The 12,714-nt window shown below is 34.5% G+C and carries 11 protein-coding genes; 9 read left to right on the top strand and 2 right to left on the bottom strand.

The window, feature by feature from the left end; translation table 11 throughout:
* The first annotated feature begins 148 nt into the window (after positions 1 to 148).
* Genes AC1DMU_RS19275 through AC1DMU_RS19265 form a run of 3 tightly spaced genes read left to right on the top strand, consistent with a single transcriptional unit; the run spans position 149 to position 4,647 of the window.
* On the top strand, positions 149 to 388 hold the full coding sequence (locus AC1DMU_RS19275; protein ID WP_000667347.1) for a DUF2584 family protein: 240 nt from the start codon (positions 149 to 151) through the stop codon (positions 386 to 388).
* A gap of 15 nt (positions 389 to 403) precedes the next feature.
* Positions 404 to 1,561: an exonuclease SbcCD subunit D gene (locus tag AC1DMU_RS19270; RefSeq protein ID WP_088063299.1), complete on the top strand. Its 1,158-nt coding sequence runs from the start codon at positions 404 to 406 to the stop codon at positions 1,559 to 1,561.
* On the top strand, positions 1,558 to 4,647 hold the full coding sequence (locus AC1DMU_RS19265) for an AAA family ATPase (RefSeq protein WP_088063300.1): 3,090 nt from the start codon (positions 1,558 to 1,560) through the stop codon (positions 4,645 to 4,647). The genes AC1DMU_RS19270 and AC1DMU_RS19265 overlap by 4 nt, the downstream gene beginning before the upstream one ends.
* A gap of 123 nt (positions 4,648 to 4,770) precedes the next feature.
* On the opposite strand, the gene AC1DMU_RS19260 is transcribed toward AC1DMU_RS19265, so the two are convergent.
* Entirely contained in the window at positions 4,771 to 4,944 is a 174-nt protein-coding gene (locus AC1DMU_RS19260) for a hypothetical protein (protein ID WP_001142749.1), read from the bottom strand.
* Positions 4,945 to 5,274: 330 nt separating this feature from the next.
* Between AC1DMU_RS19260 and AC1DMU_RS19255 the strand changes: the two genes are divergently transcribed.
* The gene (locus tag AC1DMU_RS19255; protein ID WP_000214798.1) at positions 5,275 to 5,574 is read left to right on the top strand and encodes an ArsR/SmtB family transcription factor; all 300 of its coding nucleotides are present in this window, start codon (positions 5,275 to 5,277) and stop codon (positions 5,572 to 5,574) included.
* Positions 5,575 to 5,632: 58 nt separating this feature from the next.
* On the opposite strand, the gene AC1DMU_RS19250 is transcribed toward AC1DMU_RS19255, so the two are convergent.
* On the bottom strand, positions 5,633 to 5,818 hold the full coding sequence (locus AC1DMU_RS19250) for a YkvS family protein (RefSeq protein WP_000646791.1): 186 nt from the start codon (positions 5,816 to 5,818) through the stop codon (positions 5,633 to 5,635).
* 478 nt (positions 5,819 to 6,296) lie between these two features.
* Between AC1DMU_RS19250 and AC1DMU_RS19245 the strand changes: the two genes are divergently transcribed.
* From AC1DMU_RS19245 to AC1DMU_RS19225, 5 genes are all read left to right on the top strand, one after another.
* Positions 6,297 to 7,499, top strand: a complete 1,203-nt coding sequence (locus AC1DMU_RS19245; RefSeq protein WP_060488686.1) for an L-lactate MFS transporter — start codon at positions 6,297 to 6,299, stop codon at positions 7,497 to 7,499.
* A gap of 645 nt (positions 7,500 to 8,144) precedes the next feature.
* Complete coding sequence (gene dhbA / locus AC1DMU_RS19240) at positions 8,145 to 8,930, top strand: 2,3-dihydro-2,3-dihydroxybenzoate dehydrogenase (RefSeq protein ID WP_088063301.1); 786 nt, start codon at positions 8,145 to 8,147, stop codon at positions 8,928 to 8,930.
* Positions 8,931 to 8,956: 26 nt separating this feature from the next.
* Positions 8,957 to 10,156 carry an isochorismate synthase DhbC gene (gene dhbC, locus AC1DMU_RS19235; RefSeq protein ID WP_088063302.1) on the top strand — a complete coding sequence of 400 codons (1,200 nt, stop codon included), beginning with the start codon at positions 8,957 to 8,959 and terminating at the stop codon, positions 10,154 to 10,156.
* Positions 10,157 to 10,168: 12 nt separating this feature from the next.
* Entirely contained in the window at positions 10,169 to 11,785 is a 1,617-nt protein-coding gene (locus tag AC1DMU_RS19230) for a (2,3-dihydroxybenzoyl)adenylate synthase (RefSeq protein WP_088063303.1), read from the top strand.
* Between the two features lie 29 nt (positions 11,786 to 11,814).
* The gene (locus AC1DMU_RS19225; RefSeq protein WP_088063304.1) at positions 11,815 to 12,708 is read left to right on the top strand and encodes an isochorismatase family protein; all 894 of its coding nucleotides are present in this window, start codon (positions 11,815 to 11,817) and stop codon (positions 12,706 to 12,708) included.
* Positions 12,709 to 12,714 lie beyond the last annotated feature (6 nt).

The raw sequence follows: 12,714 nt of genomic DNA, 5'->3' as shown, positions 1-12,714 counted from the left end.
ATAAAATTTCACATACCGTATTATATATAAAAATAAAAAACATATAGCGGTAGAAAAGTGTGTACTTTGCCGTGTATTTACTTGTCAATCTTGCATAGCCAATATACTATTAATAGTGTAGAGATTAGAAAAAGGGGTTGTATCTGTCATGAAATTTGAGATGCACACAAAAATTATTTCAAATGAAAAAGAAGTAAGATTACATATAGAAGAAAACATATTTCAATTAAAATTGGATGGTTATCACTTATTTACAGTTCAAGAAATATTGCCTTTATATAAATCAAATGAAGAAAGAATTGGTAGTGCAATGATACAAAAGTTAGAGTGGGAAAACGGAAAAACTACAATAAACTATCAACTCGTATCACTAAAATCAGTAAATTAAAAGGAGCAGGAAACTATGAAGTTATTTCATACAGCGGATTGGCATTTAGGAAAGCTCGTTCATGGCGTGTATATGACTGAAGATCAAAAGATTGTATTAGATCAGTTTGTACAAGCTGTTGAAGAAGAAAAACCAGATGCCGTAATTATTGCAGGGGATTTATATGACCGAGCAATTCCACCTACGGAAGCAGTAGACTTATTAAATGATGTTTTACAAAAAATAGTCATTGATTTACAAACACCAGTTATTGCGGTTGCAGGAAACCATGATAGTCCAGATCGTATTCATTTTGGAAGTAGTTTAATGAAGAAACAAGGATTATTTATTGTGGGACAATTTCAATTTCCATATGAGCCAATTATATTAAATGATGAATATGGCGAGGTTCACTTCCATCTCGTTCCATATGCGGATCCAAGCATAGTTAGACATGTTTTGAAAAACGAAGATGTACGTTCTCATGATGATGCGATGCGTATTTTTATGAATGAGCTTTCTGAAACAATGGATAAAGAAGCAAGACACGTATTTATTGGTCATGCATTTGTAACTTCTGCGGGAGAAGCGGAAGAGAATACAAGTGATGCAGAACGACCACTTTCAATTGGTGGTGCTGAATACGTAAATAGTCATTATTTTGATAAGTTTCATTACACAGCGCTTGGACATTTACATCAAGCGCATTTTGTACGTAATGAGACAATTCGATATTCAGGTTCTCCACTTGCATATTCTATTTCTGAAGAAAAACATAAAAAAGGATATTATATTGTGGAACTGGACGAGCAAGGTGAAGCAACAATTGAAAAAAGGTTACTTGCACCACGTCGTAAAATGCGAACAGTAGAAGCGAAAATAGATGAATTATTACAACATCCAGTAAGTGAAGATTATGTGTTTGTAAAATTATTAGATGAAAATCCTGTCTTGCAGCCAATGGAAAAAATACGATCTGTATATCCAAATGCAATGCATGTTGAAAGATCTATTCAAAGACGAGAGTTCACAGAGTCAAATGAAGTAACTGTTTCAAGACATAAAACGGATGATTTATCGTTATTAAAGGCTTTTTATAAAGAAATGAAAGGCTTAGATTTATCAGAAGAGAAAGAACGTCTATTTGTAGAAGTACTACAAACAGTGCAAGAACGGGAAGGTGAACGAGGATGAGACCGATTCAACTAATTATGACAGCATTTGGGCCATATAAACAGAAAGAAGTAATCGATTTTAATGATCTTGGAGATCATCGTATTTTCGCCATTTCTGGGAATACAGGAGCTGGAAAGACAACGATTTTTGATGCGATTTGTTATGTGTTATATGGTGAGGCAAGCGGAGAAGAACGTAGTGATACGAGCATGCTTCGCAGTCAATTTGCTGATGATAATATGTATACAAGTGTAGAACTAACCTTTCAGTTAAAAGGGAAACGTTATGAAATAAAACGACAACTTGGACATAAAAAACAAGGGAACAAGACAATTACGGGACATGCAGTAGAACTATATGAAGTGATTGATGAAGAGAATGTTCCAGCTGTTGATCGTTTCCATGTAACGGATGTAAATAAAAAAGTGGAAGATTTAATTGGTTTAAGTAAACATCAATTTAGCCAAATTGTTATGTTACCACAAGGGGAATTCCGAAAACTATTAACATCTGAGACAGAAAACAAAGAAGAAATTTTACGTCGTATTTTTAAAACGGATCGTTATAAGTTAATGCGTGAGTTACTTGATCAAAAACGAAAACAATGGAAAGACGTTTTACAAGAAAAACAGAAAGAGCGAGAGCTATACTTCCGTAATGTTTTCAAATTACCAATCCGCGATGGAGCATTATTAGAGACATTGGTGGAACAAGAACATGTAAACACGCATCAAGTAGTAGAAGCATTAGAACAAGAAACAGATGTGTATAAGGCAGAGGTGGAGCAATTACAAGTAGAACAAGATGTTCAAACGAAGCAATTAAAGGATGCTGAAACACGTTTTCATGCAGCGAAATCCATAAATGAGAAATTTATAGATTTACAACAAAAAAATGAGAAATATAACACTTTACAAGAAAATCGTACAGTTATTGAAATGAAAGAAAAATCTTTTAAACGTGCGGAAGAAGCGAAGCGCTTATTACCATTTGAACAATGGTACGAAGAAGCAATGCAAAATGAGCAGAAGGCTGAAAGTTTATTAAAACAAATAATCGCTAAAAAAGAAAATGTAACGAAAAGCTTTGAACTTGCTCAGGAGAAATATGAAGCGGTAAAGAATAAAGAACCTGAGAGAGAAAATGCAAAAAAACTTGTTCAAAGATTAGAAGAGTTACAACCGATTATTGCATCATTAGCTGAGAAACAGTTGAATTTACAAAATGCAGAAATTCAAATAGGGAAATTAAAAGAAAGTATGCAAAACTTAGATCGACAATTAGATGAGCATACAAATCAAAAACAGCTAATGTCTGATGAATTACAGCAATTAGAACGAGCACTTGAGCAATATGTAGCTAAAGTAGAGGAACTAACGAATATGCGAGAAGATGCCAAAGTTTTAAAGCAAGCATATGATGTTTGGCAAGAAAAGCAAAAATTCGAGAAAGAAAAAGAAGCGGCATATAATAAGATGCGATTGGCAGTTAACGCATATGAAAATATGGAACGTCGCTGGTTAAGTGAACAAGCTGGTATATTAGCTCTTCATCTACATGATGGCGAATCTTGTCCAGTATGTGGTAGTACGAACCATCCGAAAAAAGCTACAGAGCAAAGTAATGCGATCGATGAAAAAGAGTTAAATGATTTAAGAGAAAAGAAAAATGTTGCTGAAAAATTACATGTTCAATTAGAGGAGAAATGGAATTTCTATCACCTACAATATGAACAGGTAATAGAGGAGGTTAAGAAGCGAGGCTATCGCTCAGAGGAATTAGTTGAAACATACAGTGCACTTATTCAAAAAGGAAAACAATTAGCAACTGAAGTAAATACGCTAAAAGCGAGTGAAGAAACGCGTAAGCAAACTGCTGTGAATATAAAGAGTGTAGAAGAAAAAGTAGATGCACTTCAGAAACAAAAGCGTGAGGTAGAAACAATACAGCACCGTACAGAAATGGAGTGTATGCAGCTTCGTACGTCATATGAACATGATAAGAAAAATATTCCTGAAAACTTACAAACAGTCCAAGCTTGGAAAGTCCAGTTTGACCAAGCTATGCATGAACTCAAATTAATGGAGGACGAATGGAAGAAAGTGCAGGAAGCGTATCAACATTGGCAAAATGAAAATATACGTATTCAAGCAGAACAGGAAAGTGCTTCTAATCAATTTGAAAGTACAAAATTGAAGAAAGAAGAGACGTTTACGCGCTTTATGAAAGAGCTTGAGCAGAGCGGATTTACCGATCAAATTACGTATAAAGAAGCTAAATTAAGTGATGCTGAGATGGATATGTTACAAAAAGAAATTCAAAGCTATTATTCATCTCTTGAAGTACTTGCAAAACAAATTGAAGAGTTACGTGCTGAATTAAAAGATAAAGAGTATATGGATATTACAGCTTTAGGTGAACATATAAAAGATTTAGAAATCAATCTTGATATCATTAAAGAAAAACGTCAACGTGCGCAAAATGCGGTAACATATATTTCTGATTTACATGAAAATATTAGGCGTATTGATGAACAAATTCATGAGGAAGAAAAAGCTTTCCAGGAACTTGTTGACTTATATGAAGTAATGAAAGGCGATAACGAAAGCCGTATATCATTTGAACGTTACATCTTAATTGAGTATTTAGAACAAATTGTTCAAATTGCAAACGAACGCTTACGTAAATTATCAAATGGACAATTTTATTTAAAACGAAGTGAACGAGTTGAAAAGAGAAATCGTCAAAGTGGATTAGGCTTAGATGTATACGACGCATATACTGGCCAAACACGCGATGTAAAAACATTATCTGGTGGCGAGAAATTTAATGCATCACTTTGTTTAGCGCTCGGAATGGCAGACGTCATTCAAGCGTATGAAGGCGGTATTTCCATCGAAACGATGTTTATCGACGAAGGTTTTGGTTCATTAGATGAGGAGTCATTAACAAAAGCAGTAGACGCCTTAATTGACTTACAAAAATCAGGCCGATTTATCGGTGTCATTTCACACGTTCAAGAGCTGAAAAACGCAATGCCGGCTGTATTAGAAGTAACGAAGCAGAAGGATGGGTGTAGTCAGACGAGGTTTGTGGTGAAGTAAGTTCAAGTGTAATTCATACTTAAAGCATTCTTTGCGGGTTTCTAGTATAGAACTTATGATAAAACAAATGCCATCTCTTAATAGAGGTGGCATTTGTTTGTTATTCAATATAAAACAATTCACCTACGAGTTATCTGGAGAAGGCGGTGTATTTTCCAAACGATTATAAGCTTTAAAAGCCGAAATTGCCGATATAACACCACCTACTAAAAATAAAGCTGATCCACTGACTAATATGATACGACTGACATATGTTTCACGAGCTTCTTCAACTTCTTCTTGTAACATTGTTGGCATTTGAAATCCCCCTAAACAACATTTATTTTGTAGATAGTATATACAAACGCCTAAAATATGTTAAAATCACTGGATAGTGTTAGGAGGGAGTATATAGTTAGATGTGAATTGTTTGAAAAATCTTCATTATAAATATATGCTAACTTCACATAGAGCACATATTAACATTGTATTATGTATATGTACCAAATAAATAAAGTGAATTGTATTTCGTTCTGTTTTTAAAAATTTAAAATTCTATTATTTTTATATAAAGGTTTCACATCGGAGTTTTAAATATTTTGGAAATAGATCTAAATAAGAGGAATTCATATAAAAGGGGAATGTCTTATGACAACATATACGAGTGAAATGAGAAAAAGTTTAGTTTCAGAAGAAGATGTAGATATTTTGAAAATTATGGCGCACCCAATCCGATTACAAATTGTAAATGAATTAAGTACGAGAAAAACTTGTAATGTAACACAATTAACAGAATTACTAAATATTCCACAATCGACTGTTTCGCAACATTTATCAAAAATGAAAGGTAAAGTGTTACGAGCTGAGAGAAGAGGTTTAGAAATTTATTATCATATTAATAATTTAAAAGCGAGTAAGATTGTAAGTGTTTTAGGATATATAAACTAATGAAGTATTTTCATATAAAATAGCCCCTGCTGGTGAGCAGGGGCTATTTTTTGTTGTTTTATGTATTCGTATTTAAAATTTTATAGTTTTTATGATTTACAATCGTTCGATCAAATTCAAAAGTACCACCGCTTACATTTGTAATTTCAACTAAGACCGATTCAGTATAAAGTTTTAATACAGATCCTGTAATCTTTAAATTATTTCGTTGAAAAAGTATAGTATCCCCTACGTTTGCTTTCATAGTACCTCCTCATTAAAGACAGAAATATTTTTTATTATATATATTAAACCACGTATAGATATATTAGTGAATATTTAGTTTTGTTTATCAATAAAATATTTTTTATTTTATAAAAAATAAAGTGCACTATAGTGTAAAAATAGTTTTTTTGTTGTATAGGAAAATCGAATTTTTGTAATCTAGCCATCATATAACTTGAGACATAATTTTTATAAAAGAAGATGATAAAACAGCTGTAAGTCGTATGGATGCAAAACATAATAATAACTATTTACGTATTTAATAATTCGTTTTTTGTATTTCGTCCTTCGTTTTCTGTAACTGATTCCATATTTTTGACGCTCTATCTTGTAAGTGCTTACATAAACAGAAACATCTTATACAATGAAGGTGTTAAATCAAATGAGGTGGCCAATATGAACATAAAAAAAGAAAATTTAGCGAATAGCATTGAAATAGAAAGAGGAGGCGGAAAGGTATGAAAAAATCAAATGTTAATCCATGGCTTGTTGTCCTTGGTACAGTCATAGTACAAATGGGACTTGGAACGATTTATACATGGAGTTTATTTAATCAGCCTTTAGTTAGTAAATACGGTTGGAGTCTTAACGCAGTTGCTATAACTTTCTCAATTACTAGTCTTTCCTTAGCGTTTTCGACTTTATTTGCGAGTAAATTGCAAGAAAAATGGGGACTTCGTAAACTTATTATGATAGCTGGACTAGCATTAGGACTAGGATTAATACTTAGTTCACAAGCTTCCTCATTAATATTGCTTTATGTACTAGCAGGGGTTGTTGTAGGTTATGCAGATGGTACAGCATATATCACTTCACTATCCAATTTAATAAAGTGGTTTCCAAAGCGTAAAGGTTTAATTGCTGGTATTTCTGTCTCTGCATATGGTTCAGGTAGCTTAATCTTTAAATATGTTAACGCACAGTTAATTGAATCAGTTGGTGTATCACAAGCGTTTATATACTGGGGGTTAATTGTTACAGCTATGATTGTAATTGGCGCTTGTTTAATCCATCAAGCTGCAGATCAAGGAGCAGTTCATGAAACAAAAACTCAGGAATATACAACGAAAGAAATGTTAGGCACAAAACAAGTATACTTATTATTTATTATGTTATTTACATCATGTATGAGTGGCTTATACTTAATTGGTATGGTAAAAGACATTGGTGTTCAACTTGTAGGGCTTAGCGCAGCGACAGCAGCTAATGCGGTGGCTATGGTTGCAATCTTCAATACATTAGGTCGTATTATTTTAGGACCGTTATCAGATAAAATCGGCCGTTTAAAAATCGTTACTGGTACATTTGTTGTTATGGCAGCTTCAGTCTTGGTTTTAAGTTTCGTAGATTTAAATTATGGTATCTACTTCGTATGTGTAGCAAGCGTAGCGTTTTGCTTTGGTGGAAATATCACTATTTTCCCAGCTATCGTTGGTGATTTCTACGGTATGAAAAACCATAGTAAGAACTACGGAATTGTGTATCAAGGATTTGGATTTGGAGCACTTGCAGGTTCCTTTATCGGTGCACTTCTAGGTGGATTCAAACCAACCTTCATGGTGATCGGTGTATTATGTGTCGTATCATTTGTTATCGCAATTTTAATTCAAGCACCTAAGCAGAAAAAAGAACAAGAAGAAGAGTATCGCAGCGTAGCATAAGTATATAAATCTTCTATCACACTATAAATACGAAAAAGCATCCTATTAAATAGGGTGCTTTTTTTATGAATGATTGCAAGGAGGTTATATAATCTTTGGGATTTTCGAGACAAAAAAGCGAGTGAAATACCCAATTGGATTATATTAGAATATTAAAAAGTGATACATTATATCCGAAATACGTATTAAATCTTAAAATATAAACAAGACATACATCAATAATTGCAAGATATATTTTCTCGGTATTTTCAGAAAAATGTTGAGAAAATATATACTTGAGTTTTTGATAAGGCTTTGTAAATGAAGGTATCTACAGTTGGTCTTCTACAAGTTTAAAAAGAGGAGTATGAATTAAATGTGTAATGTAAGTACTTATTAATGCTTTTAGATGTAATTGTATTGAGAATCACTAAGATATTTTATCTAAAAAATAAAAATAGGTTGACAAGTTTATTGAGAAAGATTATCATTTAGGTGTAAGAATGTTAAATGAAAAACATTATCAATGAATAAAATTTTGATGAAAAGTACACTTGACCAATTAGTTTAGTAAGTGTATTATTTTTAACATCATCATTGATAATGAAAATCGTTATCAATGATGATGTTAAACTGGATTAATTTTTATATGAAAGGATAGAGGAAATGAACATAGGGGAATTTGATGGGAAAACGGTTTTAGTAACTGGTGCAGCGCAAGGTATAGGTAGTGTTGTAGCAAACATGTTTTTAGAAAGAGGAGCTACAGTTATTGGGGCTGATCAAACTGAAGAGGGGTTAAACGTACTCTTAAATCAAAATGAATTAAATGAAACACGTGTGAAAACGTTTCGTTTAGATGTGAGTGATAGTGCCGCTGTTGAAGAAGTAGTAGAACGGATTGAAAATGATATAGCACCGATAGATATATTAGTAAATGTTGCAGGGGTTTTACGTATGGGAGCGATTCACTCTTTAAGTGATGAAGATTGGAATAAAACATTCTCTGTAAATTCTACAGGAGTTTTCTATATGTGCCGAGCAGTAAGTAAATATATGATGCAAAGAAAGTCAGGGGCAATTGTTACAGTTGGCTCAAATGCGGCAAATACTCCGAGAATGGAGATGGCTGCGTATGTTGCATCAAAAGCTGCAACGACGATGTTTATGAAATGTTTAGGGTTAGAACTTGCAGCATACAATATTCGCTGTAACTTAGTTTCTCCAGGTTCTACTGAAACTAAAATGCAAAGATTATTATGGGCTGATGAGAATGGAGCTGAAAATATAATTGCTGGTTCTCAAAATACATATAGACTCGGTATTCCGTTACAAAAAATTGCAAAACCTTCAGAAATTGCTGAAGCAGTATTGTTTTTAGCCTCTGATAAAGCGAGTCATATTACAATGCACAATTTATGTGTCGATGGCGGAGCTACATTAGGAGTTTAATAAAAAATTCAGGAGGTTTTAATACTATGAATGAACTTATAGCCGTAAAGGAACTGTCGGAAAAATTATTAGAAGATTATAAAACTGAATCTTCGTTCTTTTTTGCTTCACCAAATCGAACGATATTGGCAGAAGGAGAGTTTACTACAGTAAAACATCATGAAATTGAAAGTTTTACAGAACTTGTACAAGCGGTATTACGTAATGCAAAACAAGCTGGAAATCCGAACCCTATCGTTGTTGGTGCTTTGCCTTTTGATCGTAGAAAAGAAGTTCAACTTATCGTACCAGAACATAGTAGAATTACTGAGCGTTTACAGTTAGAGACAACAAATGAGATAAAACGAAATGAGAAACTGGCATTTGAAATGACGCCTGTACCAGATCCTGAAGTTTATATGAATGGTGTAAAGCAAGGGATTAAAAAAATACAGGACGGCGATTTAAAGAAAATCGTTCTATCCAGATCATTAGATGTTGAATCTTCCGAAAAGATTGATAAGCAAAAACTTCTTCGAGAATTAGCAGAGCATAATAAGCGTGGTTATACATTTGCTGTGAATTTACCGGAAGATGAAAACGAGTGTAATAAAACATTAATTGGAGCAAGTCCTGAATTACTCGTTTCACGTAATGGTATGCAAGTTATTTCTAATCCGTTAGCTGGTTCAAGACCACGTAGTGATGATCCAGTAGAAGATAAGAGAAGAGCAGAGGAATTACTTTCTTCTCCGAAAGATTTACATGAACATGCGGTAGTAGTGGAAGCGGTTGCTGCTGCGCTTCGTCCATACTGTCATACATTACATGTTCCGGAAAAACCATCCGTTATTCATAGTGAAGCGATGTGGCATTTGTCTACTGAAGTGAAAGGTGAACTAAAGGATCCGAATACTACTTCTTTGGAATTAGCAATTGCTCTTCATCCTACGCCAGCAGTTTGCGGAACACCGATGGAAGAAGCGAGAGAGGCGATTCAAAAAATTGAGCCATTTGACCGTGAATTCTTTACAGGAATGCTAGGATGGAGCGATTTAAATGGAGATGGTGAATGGATTGTTACAATTCGCTGTGCTGAAGTGCAAGAAAATACACTTCGTTTATATGCAGGAGCAGGAGTTGTTGCTGAGTCAAAACCAGAAGATGAGTTAGCAGAAACATCAGCTAAGTTCCAAACAATGCTGAAGGCTCTAGGGTTAAGTGATAATTCGCTGAATGAAAAATAGGGGGAAGAAAGAATGTTAGCAGGTTTCACGGAATGGCCAGAAGAATTTGCAAATCGTTATCGAGAAGAAGGATGTTGGCTTGGAGAAACATTTGGTTCGTTGTTAAGAGAACGTGCTGAAAAGCATGGAGATGAAATTGCAGTTGTAAGTGGTAATACGCATATAACGTATAGTGAGCTTGATAAAAAAGTAGATTGCTTAGCTTCAGGTTTACTGAATTTAGGAATAAAGAAAGAGGACCGGGTTGTAATCCAGTTACCCAACATTATCGAGTTTTTCGAAATATGCTTTGCGCTATTTCGAATTGGAGCACTTCCTGTTTTTGCACTACCTTCACATCGAAGCAGTGAAATTAGTTATTTTTGTGAGTTTGGTGAGGCGAGTGCTTACGTTATTTCAGATAAGGCTCTCGGCTTTGATTATCGAAAACTAGCAAGAGAAGTGAAAGAGAAAGTACCAACTTTACAACATGTAATTGTAGTGGGAGAAGAAGAAGAGTTTGTGAACATAAGTGATCTGTATATAGATCCCGTTCCATTACCAGAAGTTCAGCCAAGTGATGTTGCGTTTCTCCAATTATCAGGAGGGACAACAGGACTTTCTAAATTAATTCCTAGAACACACGATGACTATATTTATAGTTTACGTGTTAGCGCTGAAATTTGTAATTTAAATGCAGAAAGTGTCTATATGGCAGTTCTTCCAGTAGCACACAATTACCCGATGAGTTCTCCAGGGACATTTGGAACTTTCTATGCGGGTGGAAAAGTAGTGTTAGCAACTGGAGGGAGTCCAGATGAGGCATTTGCTCTTATAGAAAAAGAAAAAGTAACGATTACAGCGCTCGTTCCACCATTAGCAATGATTTGGCTTGATGCTGCATCTTCCCGTAATAACGATTTATCGAGCCTAGAAGTGATTCAAGTAGGTGGTGCGAAATTTAGTGCCGAAGTTGCAAAGCGTATTCGCCCTACATTTGGATGTACGTTACAGCAAGTGTTTGGTATGGCAGAAGGGTTAGTAAATTACACGAGATTAAATGATCCGGAAGAAATCATTATTCATACACAAGGTAGACCGATGTCTACATTCGATGAAGTACGGGTTGTTGATGAAAATGATAACGATGTAAAACCTGGTGAAGTAGGTAGTTTATTAACAAGAGGGCCCTATACAATTCGTGGCTATTATAAAGCAGAAGAGCATAATGCACGATCATTTACAAAGGATGGATTTTATCGCACAGGTGATCTTGTAAAAGTAAATGAACAAGGTTACATCATTGTAGAAGGAAGAGATAAAGATCAAATTAACCGTGGTGGCGAGAAAGTTGCTGCGGAAGAAGTTGAAAATCATTTATTAGCACATGATGCAGTACATGATGTAGCCATCGTATCAATGCCTGATGATTATTTAGGAGAACGTACTTGTGCGTTTGTAATAGCTCGTGAACAAGCTCCGACAGTAAGTGAATTAAAAATGTTTTTAAGAGAACGGGGTATAGCGGCTTATAAGATTCCAGATCGAATTGAATTTATTGATTCATTCCCGCAAACAGGTGTTGGAAAGGTAAGCAAAAAAGAGTTACGTAAAGTCATTACGGAAAAACTTATTACGGTAAAGCGATAAAAAAATAAAAATTGGAAGGAAGTGATTAGATGGCTATCCCATCTATTTCAGTATACAAAATGCCAGTTGAATCAGAACTACCAAAAAATAAAGTGAACTGGACGCCAGATCCGAAACGTGCGGTTCTTTTAATCCATGACATGCAAAAATATTTTCTTGATGCATATAGCGATAAAGAATCACCAAAAGTAGAACTCATTTCAAATATTAAGGTGATAAGAGAAAAATGTAAGGAACTTGGTATACCAGTTGTTTATACAGCACAACCAGGTGGACAAACGTTAGAACAACGTGGATTATTACAAGACTTCTGGGGTGACGGTATTCCTGCTGGACCAGATAAAAAGAAAATTGTCGATGAACTTACTCCTAATGAAGATGATATATTCTTAACAAAATGGAGATATAGTGCATTTAAAAAGACAAATCTATTAGAAATTTTAAATGAACAGGGAAGAGATCAACTTATTATTTGCGGTATTTATGCGCATATCGGCTGCCTTTTAACAGCTTGCGAAGCATTTATGGATGGTATAGAACCATTTTTTGTAGCAGATGCAGTTGCTGATTTTTCAATAGACCATCATAAACAAGCATTGGAGTATGCATCTAATAGATGTGCAGTAACGACATCAACAAACTTACTGTTAAAAGATTTACAAAGTGTAAAAAGTGATGAGAGTGAAGGAATCACTTTACAGGAAGTGCATGAACTAGTTGCACAACTACTTCGTGAGCCAGTAGAGAGTATTGATATTGATGAGGACTTACTAAATAGAGGACTTGATTCGGTCAGAATTATGAGTTTAGTAGAGATGTGGCGTCGCGAAGGGAAAGAAATAACTTTTGCAGATTTAGCAGAACGTCCAACTGTTTCCTATTGGTACAGTTTACTATCTTCACAGACAGCACAGGTGCTGTAACAAATA

The sequence above is a fragment of the Bacillus sp. 01N45 genome, assembly GCF_056399205.1.
The sequence above is the reverse complement of the archived record's forward strand: the minus strand, read 5'-3'. Positions and strand labels throughout refer to the sequence as shown.